Annotated in this window: 28 protein-coding genes; 20 read left to right on the top strand and 8 right to left on the bottom strand. The window is 68.9% G+C overall.

All coding sequences use genetic code 11. From position 1 onward, the window contains the following. Positions 1–248 precede the first annotated feature (248 nt). The gene (locus ACIBP6_RS43225) at positions 249–899 is read left to right on the top strand and encodes a DUF1707 SHOCT-like domain-containing protein (RefSeq protein ID WP_165970001.1); all 651 of its coding nucleotides are present in this window, start codon (positions 249–251) and stop codon (positions 897–899) included. 3 nt (positions 900–902) lie between these two features. Here ACIBP6_RS43225 and glpX read toward each other — a convergent pair whose 3' ends face one another. Next, positions 903–1,937: a class II fructose-bisphosphatase gene (gene glpX, locus ACIBP6_RS43220; protein WP_397060591.1), complete on the bottom strand. Its 1,035-nt coding sequence runs from the start codon at positions 1,935–1,937 to the stop codon at positions 903–905. A 169-nt stretch (positions 1,938–2,106) separates the two neighbouring features. On the opposite strand from glpX, the gene ACIBP6_RS43215 reads away from it, so the two are divergent. From ACIBP6_RS43215 to ACIBP6_RS43205, 3 genes are read left to right on the top strand one after another with little or no spacing between them, the layout of a single operon-like run. Continuing rightward, a complete protein-coding gene (locus tag ACIBP6_RS43215; protein WP_397060589.1) occupies positions 2,107–2,715 on the top strand; it encodes a TetR/AcrR family transcriptional regulator in 609 nt (202 codons plus the stop codon). Between the two features lie 11 nt (positions 2,716–2,726). Further along, positions 2,727–3,257, top strand: a complete 531-nt coding sequence (locus ACIBP6_RS43210) for a DUF4245 domain-containing protein (protein ID WP_132618185.1) — start codon at positions 2,727–2,729, stop codon at positions 3,255–3,257. Between the two features lie 10 nt (positions 3,258–3,267). Further along, on the top strand, positions 3,268–3,501 hold the full coding sequence (locus ACIBP6_RS43205; RefSeq protein ID WP_187368248.1) for an exodeoxyribonuclease VII small subunit: 234 nt from the start codon (positions 3,268–3,270) through the stop codon (positions 3,499–3,501). 3 nt (positions 3,502–3,504) lie between these two features. On the opposite strand, the gene xseA is transcribed toward ACIBP6_RS43205, so the two are convergent. Together xseA and ACIBP6_RS43195 are read right to left on the bottom strand one after the other, a co-directional pair. Beyond that, a complete protein-coding gene (gene xseA, locus ACIBP6_RS43200) occupies positions 3,505–4,722 on the bottom strand; it encodes an exodeoxyribonuclease VII large subunit (RefSeq protein WP_132618189.1) in 1,218 nt (405 codons plus the stop codon). Between the two features lie 27 nt (positions 4,723–4,749). After that, on the bottom strand, positions 4,750–5,808 hold the full coding sequence (locus tag ACIBP6_RS43195) for a hypothetical protein (protein ID WP_397060586.1): 1,059 nt from the start codon (positions 5,806–5,808) through the stop codon (positions 4,750–4,752). A gap of 101 nt (positions 5,809–5,909) precedes the next feature. Between ACIBP6_RS43195 and ACIBP6_RS43190 the strand changes: the two genes are divergently transcribed. After that, positions 5,910–6,875, top strand: a complete 966-nt coding sequence (locus ACIBP6_RS43190) for a 4-hydroxy-3-methylbut-2-enyl diphosphate reductase (protein WP_132618193.1) — start codon at positions 5,910–5,912, stop codon at positions 6,873–6,875. Here the strand turns inward: ACIBP6_RS43190 and ACIBP6_RS43185 are convergent. Both ACIBP6_RS43185 and rmuC read right to left on the bottom strand, forming a co-directional pair. Further along, positions 6,872–7,384, bottom strand: a complete 513-nt coding sequence (locus ACIBP6_RS43185) for a DUF6542 domain-containing protein (RefSeq protein ID WP_132618195.1) — start codon at positions 7,382–7,384, stop codon at positions 6,872–6,874. The two genes, ACIBP6_RS43190 and ACIBP6_RS43185, sit on opposite strands and share 4 nt — an antisense overlap. 14 nt (positions 7,385–7,398) lie before the next feature. Continuing rightward, positions 7,399–8,655 carry a DNA recombination protein RmuC gene (gene rmuC, locus ACIBP6_RS43180; protein WP_397060584.1) on the bottom strand — a complete coding sequence of 419 codons (1,257 nt, stop codon included), beginning with the start codon at positions 8,653–8,655 and terminating at the stop codon, positions 7,399–7,401. 96 nt (positions 8,656–8,751) lie between these two features. Here rmuC and ACIBP6_RS43175 point away from each other — a divergent pair, with 96 nt between their 5' ends. Both ACIBP6_RS43175 and ychF read left to right on the top strand, forming a co-directional pair. Then, complete coding sequence (locus ACIBP6_RS43175; protein ID WP_397060582.1) at positions 8,752–9,489, top strand: hypothetical protein; 738 nt, start codon at positions 8,752–8,754, stop codon at positions 9,487–9,489. Positions 9,490–9,500: 11 nt separating this feature from the next. Then, positions 9,501–10,577, top strand: coding sequence for a redox-regulated ATPase YchF (gene ychF, locus ACIBP6_RS43170; protein ID WP_397060581.1), 1,077 nt, complete (start codon positions 9,501–9,503; stop codon positions 10,575–10,577). Positions 10,578–10,590: 13 nt separating this feature from the next. Here the strand turns inward: ychF and ACIBP6_RS43165 are convergent, their stop codons facing one another. Both ACIBP6_RS43165 and ACIBP6_RS43160 read right to left on the bottom strand, forming a co-directional pair. After that, entirely contained in the window at positions 10,591–11,727 is a 1,137-nt protein-coding gene (locus tag ACIBP6_RS43165; protein ID WP_397060579.1) for a tyrosine-type recombinase/integrase, read from the bottom strand. Between the two features lie 7 nt (positions 11,728–11,734). Beyond that, complete coding sequence (locus ACIBP6_RS43160; RefSeq protein WP_397060577.1) at positions 11,735–12,331, bottom strand: helix-turn-helix domain-containing protein; 597 nt, start codon at positions 12,329–12,331, stop codon at positions 11,735–11,737. A 30-nt stretch (positions 12,332–12,361) separates the two neighbouring features. On the opposite strand from ACIBP6_RS43160, the gene ACIBP6_RS43155 reads away from it, so the two are divergent. The 12 genes from ACIBP6_RS43155 to ACIBP6_RS43100 all read left to right on the top strand — a co-directional run bounded on the left by ACIBP6_RS43155 (position 12,362) and on the right by ACIBP6_RS43100 (position 18,310). Further along, the gene (locus ACIBP6_RS43155; RefSeq protein ID WP_397060575.1) at positions 12,362–12,613 is read left to right on the top strand and encodes a helix-turn-helix transcriptional regulator; all 252 of its coding nucleotides are present in this window, start codon (positions 12,362–12,364) and stop codon (positions 12,611–12,613) included. Beyond that, positions 12,613–13,038 carry a GIY-YIG nuclease family protein gene (locus ACIBP6_RS43150; protein ID WP_397060573.1) on the top strand — a complete coding sequence of 142 codons (426 nt, stop codon included), beginning with the start codon at positions 12,613–12,615 and terminating at the stop codon, positions 13,036–13,038. Before ACIBP6_RS43155 ends, ACIBP6_RS43150 begins: the two co-directional genes overlap by 1 nt. Positions 13,039–13,117: 79 nt before the next feature. Next, the gene (locus ACIBP6_RS43145) at positions 13,118–13,366 is read left to right on the top strand and encodes a hypothetical protein (RefSeq protein WP_397060571.1); all 249 of its coding nucleotides are present in this window, start codon (positions 13,118–13,120) and stop codon (positions 13,364–13,366) included. After that, positions 13,366–13,548 (top strand): hypothetical protein, encoded by a 183-nt coding sequence (locus ACIBP6_RS43140; RefSeq protein WP_397060569.1) that lies wholly within the window; start codon positions 13,366–13,368, stop codon positions 13,546–13,548. Before ACIBP6_RS43145 ends, ACIBP6_RS43140 begins: the two co-directional genes overlap by 1 nt. Further along, entirely contained in the window at positions 13,545–15,080 is a 1,536-nt protein-coding gene (locus ACIBP6_RS43135) for an AAA family ATPase (protein ID WP_397060568.1), read from the top strand. Before ACIBP6_RS43140 ends, ACIBP6_RS43135 begins: the two co-directional genes overlap by 4 nt. Next, complete coding sequence (locus tag ACIBP6_RS43130; protein WP_397060566.1) at positions 15,077–15,514, top strand: helix-turn-helix domain-containing protein; 438 nt, start codon at positions 15,077–15,079, stop codon at positions 15,512–15,514. Before ACIBP6_RS43135 ends, ACIBP6_RS43130 begins: the two co-directional genes overlap by 4 nt. 291 nt (positions 15,515–15,805) lie before the next feature. Then, a complete protein-coding gene (locus tag ACIBP6_RS43125) occupies positions 15,806–16,558 on the top strand; it encodes a hypothetical protein (protein WP_397060564.1) in 753 nt (250 codons plus the stop codon). An 88-nt stretch (positions 16,559–16,646) separates the two neighbouring features. Continuing rightward, positions 16,647–16,874: a hypothetical protein gene (locus ACIBP6_RS43120; protein WP_397060562.1), complete on the top strand. Its 228-nt coding sequence runs from the start codon at positions 16,647–16,649 to the stop codon at positions 16,872–16,874. Then, entirely contained in the window at positions 16,846–17,235 is a 390-nt protein-coding gene (locus ACIBP6_RS43115) for a DUF7715 family protein (protein ID WP_397060561.1), read from the top strand. The genes ACIBP6_RS43120 and ACIBP6_RS43115 overlap by 29 nt, the downstream gene beginning before the upstream one ends. Next, positions 17,228–17,572, top strand: a complete 345-nt coding sequence (locus ACIBP6_RS43110) for an HNH endonuclease signature motif containing protein (protein ID WP_397060559.1) — start codon at positions 17,228–17,230, stop codon at positions 17,570–17,572. Before ACIBP6_RS43115 ends, ACIBP6_RS43110 begins: the two co-directional genes overlap by 8 nt. Positions 17,573–17,778: 206 nt before the next feature. Further along, complete coding sequence (locus ACIBP6_RS43105; protein WP_397060558.1) at positions 17,779–18,072, top strand: hypothetical protein; 294 nt, start codon at positions 17,779–17,781, stop codon at positions 18,070–18,072. Continuing rightward, on the top strand, positions 18,062–18,310 hold the full coding sequence (locus tag ACIBP6_RS43100) for a hypothetical protein (protein WP_397060556.1): 249 nt from the start codon (positions 18,062–18,064) through the stop codon (positions 18,308–18,310). The genes ACIBP6_RS43105 and ACIBP6_RS43100 overlap by 11 nt, the downstream gene beginning before the upstream one ends. Before the next feature lie 70 nt (positions 18,311–18,380). On the opposite strand, the gene ACIBP6_RS43095 is transcribed toward ACIBP6_RS43100, so the two are convergent. Then, a complete protein-coding gene (locus ACIBP6_RS43095) occupies positions 18,381–18,617 on the bottom strand; it encodes a hypothetical protein (protein ID WP_397060554.1) in 237 nt (78 codons plus the stop codon). A 236-nt stretch (positions 18,618–18,853) separates the two neighbouring features. On the opposite strand from ACIBP6_RS43095, the gene ACIBP6_RS43090 reads away from it, so the two are divergent. Further along, positions 18,854–19,126, top strand: coding sequence for a winged helix-turn-helix domain-containing protein (locus tag ACIBP6_RS43090; protein ID WP_397060553.1), 273 nt, complete (start codon positions 18,854–18,856; stop codon positions 19,124–19,126). Positions 19,127–19,154: the final 28 nt, after the last annotated feature.

The following is a 19,154-nucleotide window of genomic DNA, read 5'->3' as shown; positions in this document are numbered from 1 at the left end:
GCCCGTCCCACCAGCCGGTGTCGATCACGCCGGGGGAGACGGCGGGCCGCCGCCGGCCGCTCCGCCGACGTCGACCCGCAACCGGCCGTCGACCTGGTGTTCGGCACCATGGGGTACCGCCTGCTCAACCGCCACGCCGAGCTGGACGACACGCTCGCGGAGTCGATCGCCGGGCTGCTCGCGCGGATCCGCTGACCCGTCCGATTCGAGACGAGCGAACGGAGCGGAGGGCGGATATCGTCAGAAGTGTGAACGAACGCGCGGGATCGTGGTTGCCGAAACTGCAGGAAGTCGGAGAGCGGCTGGCCGAGGAGTGGGTCTCCGCCCGCCGCCCGCCCGCCCGGTCCGACCTGCCGCAACCCCACGAGCTGCGGGCCTCCGACGCCGACCGCGAGCGCATCGCCCAGATCCTGCAGGACGCCCACGCCGACGGCCGGCTCACCCTGGAGGAGCTCGACGAGCGCCTCGGCACTCTCTACTCCGCCCGGACACTCGGCGAGCTGGCCACCCTCACCACCGACCTGCTGCCGGCCGAGGAGCAACCGCTCAACCTCGACAGCGGCCCCGTCTCGGCCGTCTTCAAGAAAGAGGAGCGCGGAGGCCGCTGGGTGGTGCCGGCCGAGCTGGCCGTCACCGCCATGTTCGGCACCACCAAGCTCGACTTCCGCGACGCGATCCTGCAGAACCGGCGCATCGTCATCAACGCCACGCTCGTCTTCGGCGGCCTCGAGATCCACGTGCCCGAGGGCCTCGAGGTGATCCGGGTGGCCAAGGAGAAGACCGTCCGCCTCACCAAGCAGCCCACCGAGCCGGGCGCGCCCGTGGTCGAGGTCCGCACCACCAACTTCGCCGGCGAGGTCAAGGTCAAGGAGCCCCCGCGCCGCAAGCGCCGCCGCTAGCGATCAGCCGGCCGTGTCGAAGTTGATCGCGCTGTACGCGCGCAGCTTCCACAGCTGGTGCTCGCTCGCGATCTTCCGGATGGTGCCCGACCGGCCGCGCATCACCAGCGATTCCGTCATCGCCGAGCCGGCCCGGAAGCGTACGCCCTGCATGAGCTCGCCCTGCGTGATGCCGGTCGCGGCGAAGAAGACGTCGTCGGACCTGACCAGGTCGTTGGTCGTCAGCACCTGGTCGAGGTCGTGCCCGGCGTCGATCGCGCGGGTCCGCTCGGCGTCGTCGCGCGGCCACAGCTTGCCCTGGATGACACCGCCGAGGCACTTGAGCGCGCACGCGGCCACGATGCCCTCGGGCGTGCCGCCGATGCCCATCATGAGGTCGATGCCGGTGCCCACGCGGGCCGCCATGATCGCGCCGGCCACGTCGCCGTCGGTGATGAACTTGATGCGCGCGCCCGCCTCCCTGATCTCCTTGACCATCTGCTCGTGCCGGGGGCGGTCGAGCACGACCACGGTCACGTCGGACGGCGAGCAGTGCTTGGCCCGGGCCACCGCGTTGATGTTCGCCGCCACGGGCGCGTCGATGTCCACCACGTCGGCCGCCTCGGGGCCGGTGACGAGCTTGTGCATGTAGAAGACCGCCGACGGGTCGTACATCGAGCCGCGCTCGCTCACCGCGATCACCGACACCGCGTCGGGCATGCCCAGCGCCGTCAGGCGGGTGCCGTCGATGGGGTCGACCGCCACGTCGCAGTCGGGGCCGCTGCCGTCGCCGACGTGCTCGCCGTTGTACAACATCGGGGCGTGGTCCTTCTCGCCCTCGCCGATGACCACCACGCCGTTCATGGAGACCGTGCTGATCAGCTGGCGCATGGCGTTCACCGCCGCGCCGTCGGCGCCGTTCTTGTCACCGCGGCCCACCCACCGGGCCGCCGCCATCGCGGCCGCCTCCGTGACGCGGACGAGCTCAAGCGCCAGGTTGCGGTCAGGGGCGTGCTCGCTCGTGGCGAGCGGCGGCGGCACGGAAGTCTGGTCGGACATGATGGTGGCCTCCTCGTGGGGACGTCTCCCTCGATGGTAGTTGCCCCTCTTTTCCCACTCAGAGGGGGATAATCTGCTAACGGACAACGGAATTTGCGCCATATCGTGTGCGCGCCACGGATCTTGCCTCCACCATGGAGCGAGCCGCCCCGCTGTGGAGGAGGTCCCGATGAGCGAAGTGGAAGACGTGGTCACCCAGTCGCGCCTGTCCGAGCGCGGCGCGGCGACGCGCAGCTCCCTGCTGGCCGCCGCGCGCGAGGTCTTCGTCTCCAAGGGTTTCGCCGAGGCCGGCGTGACCGATGTGGTGTCGAAGGCCGAGGCCAGCGTGGGCAGCCTCTACCACCACTTCTCCGGCAAGGCCGACCTCTACCTCACCCTGTGGGAGGAGTTCCAGGCCCGGCAGACCCAGCGCACCAAGCAGGCCGCCCGCGCGGCCCGCGCCGCCGGTGAGAGCGACCCCATGCGGGTGTTCATCGGCGCCGCCCGCGCCTACCTCGACGGCTGCCTCGAAGAACGCGAGCTCGCCGCCCTGTTCCTGCGCGGTGACGGCCCGCCCGGCTTCGACGTGATCATGCGCGACCGCCTGCGTACGTGGGCGCAGCGCAACGCGGCGCTGTTCGAGGACGAGCAGGCGCTCGTCGTGGTGATCACCGGGGCGCTGGCCGCGGCGGTGTCGGAGGTGGTGCTCTCGGGCGACCGCCGCCTCGCCGAAGAGGTGCTCGCCATCATCGGCCGCATCCGCCCGGCCACGTCGGTGACCGCCCCCTCCAACGGGTAACCTCAGCGAGTGTGCGACGGTTCACCGATGGTTTCTACGGCTACGCGGTAGCCCTGTTCGTCTGCCTCGCGGGGGCCGGGTTGTTCCTGCTGGTCACCCCGCAGAGCCGGGAGGAGCACATCCCGCGGCTCGACTACTCGATCACCGTCGCCAACTTCGGCCACGAGGTGCCCTACGGCGTCTGGGCCCCGCGCCAGGACCCGCCCGGCTGGGTGCCCAACAGCAACCGCATCGCCAAGGGCGAGAACGGCGCGCAGGTCCTCCACCTCGGCTACGCCACCGCCAAGCGCGAGCACGCGATGTTCGCGCAGAGCGACGAGCAGCCCGCGGCCGGGTTCGCCAGCCGCATGGCCAACACCGACAAGGCCACGGGCACCCAGCAGGTCGGCGGCGTCGCCTGGGAGAAGCGCTTCCGCGAGGACAAGGACCAGCGCTCGCTCGTCCGCTTCCTGCCCGAGGTGACCCTCGTCATCACCGGCACGGCCGACTGGGAGGAGCTGGGTCAGCTCGCCGCGCAGCTTCAGCAGCGTCCGCAGGGCTAGGGTGGGTGACGTGGCAGACGAGAAGGCACCCTCATACGAGCAGGCCCGCGAGGAGCTGACCGAGGTGGTGCGCCGCCTGGAGACCGGCGGGCTCACGCTGGAGCAGTCGATCGAGCTCTGGGAGCGCGGCGAGAAGCTGGCGGCCGTCTGCGAGGAGTGGCTGCAGGGGGCCCGGGTCAAGCTGGCCGCCGCCATGGCCAGGCGAGCCGAGCCCACCCAGGGCTCCGACGACGCCCCCTTCTGAGCGCTACTCGCCCTCCGGCGCGTCCTCCGCGCGCACGGTCAGCCGGTCGTCGGTCAGCCTGATCGTCAGAACGGCGCCGGGCGCGACGTCCTTGGCCCGGCGCACCACCTCGCCCGACGGGTGTTGCACGATCGCGTAGCCGCGCTCCAGCGTGGCCGCGGGCGACAGGGCGACGAGGCGGGCGCGCAGGTGGGTGAGGTCGTCGGTGGCGCGGTCGAGCGAGCCCGACAACGACCGCCTCGTCCGGTCGCGCAACGCCTCGACCTGCTCGGCCCGGCGCTCCAGCTCGCGTACGGGGTCGGCCAGCGAGGGCCGTGAGCGTACGGACGTCAGCCAGGACATCTCACGGTCGAGCCAGCCGCTCAGCACCCGGCGGCCCCGGTCGCGCAGCTGGCGCACCAGCGTGAGCTGCTCGCCGACGTCGGGCACGACCTTCTTGGCCGCGTCGGTCGGGGTGGACGCGCGCACGTCGGCCACCAGGTCGAGCAGCGGGCTGTCCTGCTCGTGGCCGATCGCGCTCACCACGGGAGTGCGGCAGGCCGACACCGCCCGCACCATCGTCTCGTCGGAGAACGGCAGCAGGTCCTCCAGCGAACCGCCGCCACGCGCGATGACGATCACCTCGACCTCGGGGTCGGCGTCGAGCTTGCGCAGCGCCTCGGTCACCTCGCCCACGGCGTACGGGCCCTGGACGGCGACCTCCTCGACCTTGAACCGCACGGCCGGCCAGCGCCGGCGGGAGTTTTCCAGCACGTCGCGCTCGGCCGCCGACTCACGCCCGCAGACGAGCCCGATCGTGCCCGGCAGGAACGGCAGCCGCCGCTTCCTGTCGGCGTTGAACAGCCCCTCGGCCGCCAGCAGCTGCCTGAGCCGCTCCAGCCTGGCCAGCAGCTCGCCCACGCCCACCGGACGGATCTCCATCGCGGTGAAGGCGAACGAGCCCTTGTTGACCCAGAAGTCGGGCTTGACGTGCATCACGACCCGCGCGCCGTCGGCCGGCCTCGGCACGGCCGCCTCGTAGACGCCCCTGGGCGCGGTGACCCGGGCGGACACGTTGGCGACCGGGTCGCGCAGGGTCAGGAACACCGTGCCGCCACGCGCGCTCAGGTCGGTGATCTGGCCCTCGACCCAGATCGTGCCGAGCCTGCCGATCCAGCCACCCACCATCTGCAGCACCGTGCGGATCGGCAGCGGAGACTCTGGCGTGGTCTTCGAGGTCATGGCGGAAGACTACGGGCTCGGTACGACCTATTCGCCGGCCTGGAGCTTGGCGAGGCGGTTCTCGAACATCCGGACGACCTCGGGCCGCGCCGACGTGGCTTTCTCGTAGGCGAGCAGGTCGCCGATCTGCTCGGCGGTCTTGCCGCGCATCCGGGCGCGCAGCGACGCGACGGTGAGCGTGGCGTACCCGGGCAGCGGCTCGGCCAGTTCCCCGGCGGCGGCGGGCTTGTCGGCGGGCTTGGCGGGCTCGGTCTTCTCCGTGCTCTGCTCGGCCTTCTTGGCCTTTCCGGCCTTCTCGGTCGCCTTCTCGGCCGTCTTCCCGGTGACCTTGGCCGCGGCCTTCTTCGCCGGCTTCTCAGCTGCCTCCTCGGCGGCCTTCTTCGTGGCCTCCTCGACGGGCTTCTCGGTGGCCGTCGCAGCGAGCTTCTCCACCGTGGGCTCCGCGAGAGCGGGCTCGACAGCGGGCTCGACGGCGGGCTCTGCCACGGGCGCTGGCGCGGCGGCCGCGACCTCCGGCTCGGCGGCGGCCACGGCCGCCGGCTTGGCGGCCGCGGGCGCCTCCGGCTCCGCGGGGGCGGCGGCCTCCTGCCTCGCGGGCGCGGGGGCCTCCTGCTTCGCGGGGGCGGCGGCCTTCGACTCGGTGGGCTGCGCGGTGGCCTTGGTCTCGGCGACGGTCTCCGGCTTCGCGGTGGGCTCGGCGGTGGTCTCCGGCTCCGCCTTGGCGGCCGGGGTGAAGATGACGGGCTCCGGCTTGGTCCTGGCGGCGCCGTTCGGCTCCGCCTCACCGGAACGGGGCGCGAAGATGACCGGCTCCTTGCGCGCGGGCTTCTCCTCCGCCGTCTCCGCGGGCCCGGCGGCCACCTGCTCGGCCGCGGAGGGACGGGAGTCGTACTCCTCCTCGCGCTCCTCCTTGCGGCCCGAGCCCTTGATGGAGTTCTTCACCCGGTCGACGACGAGCAGCACCTGCCCGGCGGCGCTCAGCGTGCCCTGGACCACCAGCAGCGGCAGGTCCTTGGCCTTTTCCTTCAGTTGCTGTTTGTCGGTGACGGTCTTGGCGATGTTGCGTATCACGTCGCTGAGGGACATGAACGTCTCCCTGGGAGGTCAGTATTGGACGGCCAGTCTGGCAAATCGCAGGCAAGCACGCACGCTGGGGCCTGTCGGCCATTCCACGTAGCATAGAAAGTATGGAGCCCCAGACCCCCACTTCCCGCCGAGTCCTCGTGGCCAAGCCGCGCGGCTACTGCGCCGGAGTCGACCGAGCCGTCATCGCGGTCGAGAAGGCGCTGGAGCAGTACGGCGCGCCGATCTACGTGCGCAAGCAGATCGTCCACAACACTCACGTCGTCAAGACGCTCGAGGCCAGGGGCGCCATCTTCGTCGACGAGACCGAGGAGGTGCCGGAGGGCGAGATCGTGGTGTTCTCCGCCCACGGCGTGTCGCCCGCGGTGCACCAGGAGGCCAGGCAGCGGAGCCTGCGCACGATCGACGCCACCTGCCCGCTGGTCACCAAGGTGCACAATGAGGCCAAGCGGTTCGCCGCGAAAGACTACGACATCCTGCTGATCGGCCACGAGGGCCACGAGGAGGTCGAGGGCACCTCCGGTGAGGCGCCCGAGCACATCCAGCTCGTCGACGGGCTCGACTCCGTCGACAAGGTGCAGGTCAAGGACCCGAGCAGGCTGGTGTGGCTGTCGCAGACCACGCTGTCGGTCGACGAGACCAACGAGACGGTCGCCCGTCTCAAGGAGCGCTTCCCGTCGCTGATCGACCCGCCGAGCGACGACATCTGCTACGCCACGCAGAACCGCCAGACGGCGGTCAAGGAGATCGCCGCCGAGTCCGACCTCGTCATCGTGGTGGGCTCTGACAACTCCTCCAACTCCAAGCGCCTGGTCGAGGTGGCCAAGGACTACGGCGCGAAGGCGTCCTACCTCGTCGACGACGCCTCACTCATCCGCGACGAGTGGCTCGACGGCGTCACCACGGTCGGCGTGACCAGCGGCGCGTCCGTCCCGGAGGAGCTGGTCGACGGGGTGCTGGCGCGGCTGGCCGAGCACGGGTTCGGTGACGTGAGCGAGGTCGAGCCGGTGCAGGAGAGCATGCGCTTCTCCCTGCCCCACGAGCTGCGCAAGGACCTGCGGGCTTCCTAGTCCTCGCCGCGCGGGGTGCCGTAGACGCGGGGCTCGAAGTAGCCCTCCGGCTCCGGCACGAACGGCTGTTGGCGCGGGCGCGACACCTCCGCGCCCGCCTTCAGCTCCTCGCGCAGCTCCCGTACGTTGTCACGCAGCCCCCGCCGCCAGGCCACGCCCAGCACGATCGCCGACCCGGCGAACAACCACGGGGCGCCGCGGGTGAGCGAGGTGTAGAGCCCGAGCGTCAGCGACTGCACGATCGACACCGACCCGAACGCCCGCCCGAGCTCGACGAAGAGCGTGGCGCAGAAGAACACCAGCGGCGGCGTCACCACCAGGGACAGCAGCTCGCGCCGGTTGACCAGCAGCACGCCGAGCGTGGTGGCCACCACGAACGCCGCCCCCACGATCTGCTCGACACCGATCAGCGCCGTCAGCACGTAGCCCGCCAGGGTGGCGATCAGGGCGAGCGCGATGGCGCCGCGAGCGGTCAACCGTACGGTCGAACGCCTGCCTTTCTCAGCCACTGGCCCACCCCCATTTACTGCGACCCGTGGGCCAACTTACCGTTCGCGTGGGAAATCAGAGGTGAGGTTTCGAGCAGTTCGGGCGATGCCAGTGGTCTGGGCAGCCCTTCGAGCATCTCGGGCGAGTCGAGGTCGCCGTCCACGACGCCCAGATCGTGCAGTTTGCGAGCGGTGACCAGCACGCGGCTTTCGAGCGACCCGACCGACTTGTTGTACGCCTCCACGGCGCGCGTCAGCGCCCGGCCCAGCGAATCGACGTTCCTGCCGAGGGACGACAGGCGTTCGTACAGCTCCTTGCCCAGCTCGAAGACGGCGCGGGCGTTCTCGCTGAGCGCGGCCTGCTGCCAGGCGTAGTGGGCGGTGCGCAGCATCGTGATCAGCGTCGTCGGGGTGGCGATGTGCACGCGCCGTGACATGGCGTGCTCCAGCAGGCTCGGGTCGCGCTCCAGCGCGGGCGCGAGGAACGCCTCCCCGGGGATGAACAGCACCACGAACTCCGGCGACGGGTTGAACCCCTGCCAGTACGACTTGGCCGCCAGCCGGTCGACGTGCTCGCGCAGGTGACGGGCGTGGGCGTCGAGCCGTACGGAGGCGAGCGACTCGTCGCCCGCCTCGGCGGCCTCCAGGTAGGCGGCCAGCGAGACCTTGGAGTCGACCACGATGTTCTTGCCGCCGGCGAGCCTGACCACCATGTCGGGGCGCATCGAGCCCTCGGTCACCTGCTCGTCGAAGTCGCAGTGACGCTGCATGCCGGCGATCTCGGCGACCCGGCGCAGCTGCAGCTCGCCCCACCGGCCGCGCGCCTCGGGCCGCTGCAGGGCGCGTACGAGTGCGTTGGTCTGGGCGCGCAGCTGCTCGTGGCTCTGCCGGACGAATTCCATCTGCTGGGCCAGCTCCGCCCGCGCCGCGCGCTGGCCCGACTCGGTGTCGCGCAGCTGCGCCTCGACCCGCGTCAGGGCGTCCTTGAGCGGCTCCACCAGGTGTTCGACGGCCTGCCTGCGCTGGTCGAGGTCACCGGTGGCCTCGGCGCGGCTGGCCGCGAGCCGGGTTTCGGCCAGTTCGAGGAACCGTACGTTGTTGACGTCGAGGGCGCGGGTGGACAGGGCCTGAAAGCGTTCGGCGAGCTGCTCCTCGACGTAGACCAGCTTCTCGGCGGCCGACTTGGCCCTGGCGTCCGCCTCGGCGACCCTGACCGCCGACCGCGTCCGTGCCACGAGGAACCCGACGAGCAACCCGACCGCGAGACCTATGAGAAGCGCGACGACGTCCATTCGATCGATGATTGCAGCACCGCGGGGCGCGAATCTTCCCGACACGCTTGGGCGTTCCGCTTGTGCGCCGCGTCCGGAGTCACACAGAGTAAGGGGATGAGCACGCTAGCGAGACCCGCGGCGGTGGGGGCCGCTCTGGTGGTGCTGGCCGCGACCTTGATCGCCTGCGCTGGGAGCGACGCGGCCGACGGGCGTCAGGCCGCCGCCCCGGCCGGGCACCCCCGTCCGGTGCTGCGCTGGACACCCGGCGCGTGCGTGACGCGCGACTACGCGCTGACCGCGTGCAACGGCGGCGAGTCGGAGGTCGTGGCCCTCGCCCCCGACCCGCCCAGGCCCGGCGACTGCCCCGTGGACACCGACAACGTGCTGCGCATCGGCGCCAACCGTACGGCGTGCGTGCGCAACTTCCTGGAGCCCCACCCCGGCGCCCCCGGCGGCGGCGGCGGACTGCTGCGCCCGGGCGACTGCGTCACGCTGAACGGCCGCGAGCAGGCCTGCGACCGCCCCGGCTGGTACGGCAAGGCCATCGCGATCGCCCGCGACGCCGCCTCCTGCCCCTCCGGCACCCTGGACACGCTCGACGACGACCCCCGTGCGATCTGCCTGGGCCGCGGCGGCCAGGTGCTCGACCGGGGGGACTGCGTGGCCAGGCCCGTCACCGAGGTGATCTCCCGTTCGTCCGTCGTACGGGTGCCGTGCGACTCCCGGCAGGCGTGGGCGACGGTCGTGTCGTTCGAACGCGCGCCCGGCGACTGCCCGTCCAGCGCGCAGCGCTACCTCAGGGCCGAGGGGGCCTACCGGCCGGTGACCTGTCTGGACGTGCTGAGCAAGTAAACTCAGGCTCCGTGAGTCTCTCCATCGGCATCGTCGGCCTGCCCAACGTCGGTAAGTCCACGCTGTTCAACGCGCTGACCAAGACCGGCAACGCGCTCGCGGCCAACTACCCGTTCGCCACGATCGAGCCCAACGTGGGCATCGTGGGCGTGCCAGACGACCGGCTGCCCGTGCTGGCCGAGATCTTCGGCTCGGCCCGCATCCTGCCCGCCAAGGTCGAGTTCGTCGACATCGCGGGCCTGGTCAAGGGCGCCTCCGAGGGCCAGGGGAGGGGCAACCAGTTCCTCGCCAACATCCGCGACACCGACGCGATCTGCCAGGTCATCCGCGTCTTCGGCGACCCCGACGTCACCCACGTCGACGGTGAGATCTCTCCCAAGCGCGACATCGAGACGATCAACACCGAGCTGATCATGGCCGACCTCCAGACGGTCGAGAAGGCCATCCCGCGCCTGCAGAAGGAAGCGCGCAACAACAAGGACAAGAAGGCCGCCCTGGAGGCCACCGAGGCGGCGCTCGCCGTCCTCGAGACCGGCAAGACGATCTTCGAGAGCGGCCTCGACCGCGAGGAGCTGCGCGAGCTCCACCTGCTGACGGCCAAGCCCTTCCTGTACGTGTTCAACCTCGACGCCGACGAGCTGACCGACACCGCGCTGCGGAAGCAGCTCTCCGAGCTGGTCGCCCCGGCCGAGGCCGTCTTCCTCGACGCCAAGATCGAGTCCGAGTTGGTCGAGCTCGATGAGGAGGAGGCGCTGGAGCTGCTCCAGTCGGTCGGCCAGGAGGAGTCGGGCCTGCGCCAGCTGGCCCGGGTCGGCTTCGAGACGCTCGGTTTGCAGACCTACCTCACCGCCGGCCCCAAGGAGACCAGGGCCTGGACGATCCCGAAGGGCGCCACCGCGCCCGAGGCGGCCGGCGTGATCCACACCGACTTCCAGCGCGGCTTCATCAAGGCCGAGGTCGTCTCGTTCGACGACCTGGTGGAGGTCGGCTCCATCGCCAACGCCCGCGCGGCCGGCAAGGCCCGCATCGAGGGCAAGGACTACGTCATGCGCGACGGCGACGTGGTCGAATTCCGCTTCAACGTGTGATGGATCTTGTTTTCTAGGGGTTGACCTGGGGCGGAGTGGTTACGCCGTCCGTCCCAGTCCGCACAGAGTCCGCATGATCTTGAAAAGCGGCGTCGATCGCTCGGCGAGTCCGGTCCTCAGAGTCCGGGAACAAGTGGGCGTAGACGTTCAGCGTCATGGCCGCGTTCGTGTGCCCCAGGCGCTCCGACACCGCCTTCACGGACTCGCCGGCGGCGATGAGCGCCGAGGCGTACGCGTGGCGTAGAGCGTGCGGACCGGTGCCGACCGGCAGGCCCGCGGCTTTCACCGACCGCCGCCACGCGTTGTCCATGAAGTGCGAGTAGGTGATCGGGCCGCCCTCAGGCGCCGTGAACACAAAACCGTCATGCTCGGCAGGGAAAGCCTGTAGGTGCTGCGCCAGAGCGTCTATGACGACCTGGGGGAGCGGAACGGTCCTGTACGAGCTGGCCGTCTTGAGCTCGCACACCCGGACTCCCTGTCCGGGCGTCTGCTGGACCTGCTGCTCGACGTCCAACGTCCGCTTGAAGAAGTTGATGTGGCGCACCTGCACGCCGAACAGCTCGCCAGGCCTTAACCCGGTACCAGCCCCGAAGATGACCAGAGCGCGGTACCGCGCCGGCATCTGCTCGGCGAGCGCGAGCACCTGAGCGACCGACAGAGGCACGATCTTCTTTCGAGGCACCGCCGGTAGGTCGATGTCCTCACACGGCGTACGGGCTATCTTGCGGTCCTTCGCCGCAGCACGGAACACCGCGGCCACCGTGTTGAACACCGTGCGGACCGTCGAGGGCGCCAGCTTGTGCGTCTTCGTCAGGCCGGTGGCCCAGCTCTGCATGTCCGACGTCGTGATGGCTGACAGATGCCGCCGGCCGAGCACGGGATACGCGTACCGCGTCAGGTGCTGCTTGACCGCCTTCGCAGTCCCAGGCCGGTGCGGCTTGGCAGCGCGCCACTGCTCGGCGTACGTCTCAAACGTCTCACGGCCGGCCCGCGGGTCGACGTACTGGCCCGTGAGAATGCTCGCGGTCACCTCATCGAGCCACCGCTGAGCATCGACCCTCTTGTCGAAGTGGCGAGCGTGTTCTTTGCCCTCGACATCGCGGTATCGAGCACGCCACTTGCCGTTGGGTCGCTTCTTGATGCTGGCCATAGGACCTCTACTCTGCGTCTGGATCGGCGAGCGCTGCTGGCAGCTTGGGCAGCTTCATTCCGTCGGAACGCATTCGCTTCCTGCCGGCCATGAGGTTTTGCCTGATGGCCCCTAGCAGTCGATTGTTGGCGGCAATCAGCTCATCGTTCTCGGGTCCGCCGATCAGGATGAGCCGGTTCAGCTCCTCTTGAGTGCTACGCCAGCGTTGCACCAGGTCGTCATGCCAGCGGTAGTCCTCGACGATGGTGGCGTCTGCGTCAGCCGAGAGGCCTTTGACATGGTCGCCGCCGAACCATCGAACGGCTTCCCACGTGTCGATCGTCTCGCCAGGAGGGACCTCGACCTCCTCCTCGATCCCGAGAGGGAAGACGAGCAGGGCGGGCGGCACATCAAGCGCCCGAGCAAAAACAAGCAGTTCAGCAACGCTGATGCTTGGACGCCGGCCGCTCTCGAAGTTCGCGATAGCCGACCGCGAGAGCGGTACGCCCAGGGCTTCGCAGGCGTTGGCCAACTCCTGCGCGCTCATCCCTCGCGCGTTTCGTCGGCGCTGGACTTCCTTGGCGATCGTTCGGGCCAATCGCGCCGGCCACTCGTTCTGTGTCACAGGGACACAATAACCACTCGCGTTGACAGAATGCGACGGCGTTTGAGAGCGTGTGTCTGTGACTCACAACCATTGGAGGTTAGTGTCATGACGACACAGGATTCGTTTCTGACGACAGCCGAGGTCGCAGCGCGTTTCCGGACGTCTCCGAGCACTGTCCGGTACTGGCGCCACATCGGCGCTGGTCCCCGCGGCACCAAGTTCGGGACGAAGGTTCTGTACCGCGAGTCGGAGGTGCAGCGCTGGGAGCGCGAGCGCGAGCTGGCGGAGAGTGCGGCCTGATGTCGCACCGTCACGAGCACTTCAGGACGACGCTCTACCGGCTCTTTGGGGACGGTGGAGAGCTGCTTTATGTCGGTATCGCCATCGACCTAAAGAAGCGCCTCCGGCAGCACATCTGCCAGTGGTGGTGGCCGGAAGTCGCCGCACTCCGGGTTGAGCGCCACCCGAACCGCCTGGAGGCGCTGTCCGCCGAAAAGGCCGCCATCGAGGCCGAGGGGCCGAAGTACAACACCCAGCACGCCGGCCGCCGCAGCCCGGCGCCTGCAAGCTGCGTGCACATCGACGAGCTGGTCTCCAGGAGCCACGAGAGAGACCAGCTTCGTGCTGAGCGCAAGGCGAAGACGGGGCTCGACCCCTACGACTTCGTCACGAAGCTGATCGCCAATTTCGCAGAGGAGGGCGTCGATGCCGCCGCCCACAAATAAAAACGGGCCCCGGAGCACCACCTCCGAAGCCCGCACAAACGCCCATCAGGACGCCAACGACAGGGACAGCGTAACCGAGGTGAACGACAAGAGGAACAGCTCCCAGCAACTTCCGTTAGTGCTGGGCGCAACGATCTACACCCCCGCGTACGGCATGAGTCTCGCCCTGGTCGTGCCCGACGACGCCTGTCCGGCGTGCGGGTTCTGGCACAGCCACCGCATCAAGTGGCCGGCGCCCGTCCTGGTCGCGCGCAAGGCACGGTGCGGACAGCGGTACGAGCTCGTTCTGCACGCTCCCAAGTCGCGCCGCAACCGAAGGGCGGCGTGATGACCGACGAGGAGTTCGAGATCGCCTACCGCCTGGGCTTCGCCGCCGGCGTCGAGGTCGGCTACGGCCGCCGCTGCGCTGAGGAAGAGGCCGAGTGGAAGGCCCTCGCCGAGCACGTCCAGAAGCACGCCCGCATGCGGACGCTCGACGAGATCCAGCAGGCCCGACAGGAGGCCGCGTGACCAGCCGTTGTCGTTGCGGTGCCCTGCTCGTCGAACTGCTCGACGAGCAGGGTTCGTACGAGGCATGCCCCGTGTGCGAGAAGGAGCCGGACGACTGCGGGTGCGAAGTGCGGAAGGCCGCGGCTGACACGCCGTTCGTCCGGCACATCAAGCTCACCCGCGCCTCGACGATCGAGCCCGAGCCGGTGGTGTGGGCGTGGGAGGAGAACGGCCACGGCCGCATCCCCGCCGGTTCGTTGTCGGTGGCTGCAGGCAGGGAGGGCACCGGCAAGTCCTCGTTCGGCATTTGGATGGCCGCGGGCATCACCACGGGCACGCTGTCAGGTCCGATGCTCGGCAGGCCCGCCGACGTGATCTACGTGGCCGTTGAGGACTCGTGGAAGTTCACCCTTGTCCCCAGGCTGATGGCCGCCGGCGCGGACCTGACTCGGGTCTGGCGTGCCGAGGTGGCCGTGAGCGAACTGGAGTTGGGCACGCTCAATCTGCCTACGGACCTCAGCATGCTTGAGGCGACCGTCAGCGAGAACGGCGTGAAGTTGATTGTGCTGGACCCGCTGCTGAGTCTCATCTCGGAAGGCATCGACACCCACAAGTCGAGGCCCGTGCGTACCGCCCTCGACCCGCTCGCGGCGCTGGCAGACCGCACTGGCGCCGTGGTGCTCGGTATCGCCCACTTCAACAAGGGATCAAGCTCGGACCCCTCGTCGCTGATCACCGGATCGGGAGCGTTCAAGGACGTACCCCGGTCAGTGTTCGGGTTCGCCGTAGATCCCGAGGACGACTCGCGCGTCATGACGCAGACGAAGAACTCGCTCGGCAAGCTTGACATCCCGAGCTTGGCCTACCGGATCGACTCGGCGAAGATCGAGACGAAGAAGGGCATGGCCGACGTCGGCAAATTCGTGTTCGACGGAGAGGCCGCCCGCTCCGTTCAGGACATCCTGTCTGCCGGCGGAGACGACGGAGACCAGCGACAGGACAAGGTCGACGCCAAGGGCTTCCTCTTGGAGGAGCTGCGAAACCAGTGGCGCAGGACCGCAGAGATACAAGACCTGGCGAAGCACAAGGCGCTCATCTCGGAGCGGACGCTCAACCGGGCGCGCCGAGAGTTGAACGTCCATGCGCAGCAGTTCCCGACCGGCAAGAACGGCAAGAACGAGTGGTGGCTGACGCTCGCTTCTCAGGTGGAAGAGCTGGGTGAACCGCAGGGTGCCACAGAGACGGATAGCGAAGGGCAGGATGCCACCCCCGGTAGCCAGGGTGCCAAGGGTGACGCCTTGACCAGGGCAGATAGCCAGGGTGCCAACCAGGGTGACGTCACACAGGATTGGCACCCTGGCACCCTGCCTACCGATTCTGAGCCTGTAGCCGTCACCCCGGACGCACCTGCCCGCGCCATTAGGCCCAAGTGCGAGGTGTGCCGCAAGGCCATCCCCAAGGGCGCCCGCAAGGACGCCAAGTACTGCGGCAAGCCCTGCCAGCAGAAGGCGTACAAGGCCCGCGCCAAGGCCAGGACCAAGGGGACCTCATGAGCCGAACGTCCGACAGGCACAAGGAACTCGGCCGGCGCATCGCCGAGCGCCGCATAGATCTGGGCATCGCCAGCCAGCAGGAAGCCGCCACCCTTGCGGGCGTCCATCTCAACACCTGGAACAACGCCGAACGTGGCATTGCCGTACGCCCGCGCAGCATGCACGCCATCGCCTCCGCACTCCGATGGAGCCCCTCGGTGCCCGCCGCGATCCTGCGCGGCGGCGCCCCACAACCGACCCAAGGAGACCCCGTGACCGTGCCCAACCCGGCTGACTACGGCCTCACCCCCGAGGAAGCCGGCCCGCTCATCGAGCAGGTCCTCGACGAACGCGCCGAACTCATCGTTGACGGGATCATGGACGTCATCGCCCGCGACCCCCGCGTCGCCATGGCCCTCGCCCGCCGCCTCGAACGGCGGTACGGCAACGCATGACCCAACGCGACCTGGTCGCGTGGATGCTCGACCACGCCCGCGCCGACATCGAGCGCGGGCGTGCCGTCCCAGCCGAACTACCCCAAGTCGTCCGCGACCTCATGACCGAACACACTTTCGCTAAAGAAAGCCTTTCAGGCCCCACTGAGACCCTAGATGTAGGCGTTACCGAAATGGCGATCTACATGGGATGCAGCCCGCAATGGGTCCGCCACCTATGCCGCACCGGACGCCTGCAAGCGCGACGGCTCAACCGCCGCGAATGGACCATCACAGTGGAGGCCGGCGCCCGTGGCGACCAAGACGACAGCACCCCCGGAGGACGAGATCCAGCGCACCCAGCGCGCTGAACTCGACGCACTCGAAGCCCTCCAGGCCGCCCAGACCGAAGCCGCGACCGTCCGCGGACACCTCGACACGCTCAAAGCCCGCCTCCTCGACGGCGACGACAGCGTAGACGGCGCCCAGCTCGGCGCAGCAGTCCACGCCGTCGAAGCCGCAGACCTCATCGTCGAAGCCGCCCGCCTCCGAGTCGACGCAGCCATCAAAGCCGCCCGCCTCGCCCGCCTCGAAAACGTCAAGGCCGGCATCCTCGCCCGCGTCGGAGACCACGACCAGATCGCCGCAGCCATCCGCAAGGTAGCCGAAGGCGCCGCGGAACTCCTCCGCCTGGAGGTCATCACCGACCAAGCGCTGCGAGCCGACATCAAAGCCCTGCAAGAGGAGAAGGTGCCGCTCCTGCAGCCCGGCGCCAAGCGGCGGTTCGACAGCGACGGCAACGAGATCCCCATCTACCGCGAGGTCAGCCCCGAACACGCCCACCTCGGCTGGCAGTTGCGGGACTCCTCATGGACGAAGAACGCCGTCTTCGTCGACGACCGCACCATCAAAGCCAAGTACTACGGCTTCTCCATCAGCAACGCCCTCCTCATCGCGCTCAGAGAAGCCGGCCTCCACGCGTCCTCCATCGACATCAGCCTCAGCGGCCAGCCGCCCGAGCAGCTGTACGACGACCTCGACGCGTGGGTCAAGCAGACCTACTGACCACAGATCACTCGCACCGCAGGCACGGGGCGAGCGAGGCGGACCAGCTACCCGTGCGGCTGGTCCGCCTCACCAAACAGGAGCGCACATGAGCGACCTCGTCATCCCAGACCACCTGCTCACCTACGACCCAGCGCGATGGCTACCCCAAGTCGAGAGGGTCTGCCACTTCCCCACCAGCCGAGCCTGGGAGAAATTCCGGCAGGCGCAGGACCGATGGGCCACCCAACACCGGCTCGGCCGCGCCGAATTCGAGGCACTCGTCCAGCAGCAGACAAGGAACGCCGATGCTCGTACTCACAGCCCCGAAGACTGACGACCCCAGAGACGGCGGATTCAACCACGCCATCCCCGGCGAACTCCTCTGCCGTCCCATCGTCTGCGACGCCGGCCGAGACGGCGGATGCGGGTGCGAGCGAAGCTGGGCAGGAATCGGCAGCCAGAAGGCCACCACCCTTGCCGAGGTCGTTGACCGGCCCCACATGACCAGAGCCGAATACCTCGGCACCATCGGCCTGTATCTCATGGACGCCTGGGGCTACAGCGACCAGGACGCCTTCACCGAAGCCGCAGAGCTCGCCGACACCGCCGAACACTTCGGAGCAGGCGCGCTCGTCACCATCGACATCGACGGCGACAGCCACGTCTTCGACGCACTGGAGGTCGACCGTGGCTAGGCGCATCCAGCAGAACCCACGCGACCGCGTCGAGTCACAGCAGATGTGGCGCACCACAGCCAGGCCCGTCGACTGGCCGGCCAGAGTCGAGGCGATCAAGAAGCGAGACAAGTCCTGCCGATGGATCGACAACGGCAACGTGTGCGGCTCAGTGGAGAACGTCGAGGTCGACCACATCAACGACCCGGCAGACCACAGTCTCGACAACCTCAGGCTGCTATGCCGCAGCCACCACCGCAGGCGTACAGGGCAGCAGGGAGCGCAAGCAGCTGCGGCATGGCGAGCACGCAACCCCCGCAAGCGACCCGACGAGCCGCATCCCGGACTCACCACATGATCCATGTGCGATTCGTGCCAACCTGGGGGGTAACCCCCGGTTTGATCTCACCGCGAGCGCGGACGGGTATAGCGCTTCCGGCTGACCATCCATGACAAAGTTTCGAGGGGAGGGCGCGTATGGCGCCGGTCAGGAAGCCTCTTCCGGCTCCTCCTGGGCTCGCTGAGCGTGGTTTGGAGGCGTGGAATCGGCTCACGGTTGAGTACGTGTTCCGTACGGACGAGCTGCAGGTGGTTCGGGAGTTCTGCCGGACTCTGGATGTGCTGGAACGACTCGCCGAGGAGTTGCAGGACGCCCCGACGATGGTGAAAAGCCCGTCTCAGGGCTTGGTGCCTAACAGGTTGTTCGCGGAGATCCGGCAGCAGCGGTTGGCGTTGCGTGGTCTGGCCTCGTCGCTGGCATTGCCGGATGAGCTGGGGTCGCGTGGCGCCGGCGGACAGTTGACGGTGGCGCAGAACGCGCGGAAGGCGTCGAGGGCGAGGTGGGATCGTGGCGCGTAGGTGGATCGAGGCTGATGATCTGGGGGAGCTGCGCGACGAGGTGCAGGAACAGGCCATGTTGGCTATGTACGCGCAGATGCTCAACCCGGATCTTGAGGAGATGGCGAACGTCTCGTATGGGCGTCTGGTGGCCGCTGTCGAGCGGTTGGGGTTGCCGGCGCCACCGCCGCTGGAGGATATGGGCTTGTCGGGGTCGTACACGCCGTTGGATGCGTGGCGCGACGAGTGCAGCCTGTAGGTATTGAGAGTTTTGCGAGGCTCTACGCGCGCGTGCGCGATGGTGGCCCCACCCGTGGGAACCCTCCAGTTCAGCGGGCGGGGCCGTCCTCGGCGGTGACGCGCCGAGGAGCTTCGGTGCTCGATCGTCTCTGGACGCCGAGCTGTTCGAGTGGGCCGAACTCCTTGTCGACCCAACTCAGTGCGCCCCTGGCGGCGCCGTTGAGGAGCTCTATCAGCGGCTCTTTGGTCTTGGGGTGCAGGTGGCCGGTCTCCAGCCAGACGCGGCCCTGCATGTCCAGCCACGCGGTGATGATGGCGCCGCTCATGGCCGGTCCTCCGGAGGGTCCGGAATGACTTGCTCCACCCGGTGAGAGCCGCCCCGCGGGCATGCCGTGCTGCCGTCCGGGCCTGCCCAACCGTCCGGGGAGGCCTCCAGTTCGGCGCCGCAGTTGAGGCACAGCGGGTGCATGCCCGGATCGTATGACGCGGTATAGAGCGGTGTACAGCGGCAGGCCGCTACCTATACATATATGCAGCTCAAGGCCCTTCTAGGGTGTTCTGCATGTCGGATGCACCGCAGTGGGAACCGGACGCGCCGCGGCTGGAGTACACCTACGTCGCGTTGGCGAATCACGTCGTGGCCAGGATCAAGGCGGGCGAGATCTCGCCGGGTGCCCGCCTCGCCGGTGAACGTGCTCTTGCGGAGGAGTACGGGGTTGCGCTCGGCACCATCCGCCGCGCGATCGAGCACCTTCGGGATGGCGGGTGGCTCGTCACCCTGCCGGCGAAGGGAACGTACGTGAAGGCCGCCGAGGACTGGCCGCAGGACGCCTGAATGGTGCTCTGGACCACGCAGGGTGCCA

This window comes from Nonomuraea terrae (assembly GCF_044465245.1).
GTDB lineage: Bacteria > Actinomycetota > Actinomycetes > Streptosporangiales > Streptosporangiaceae > Nonomuraea > Nonomuraea terrae.
This window is presented reverse-complemented; position numbering and strand designations above follow the sequence as displayed.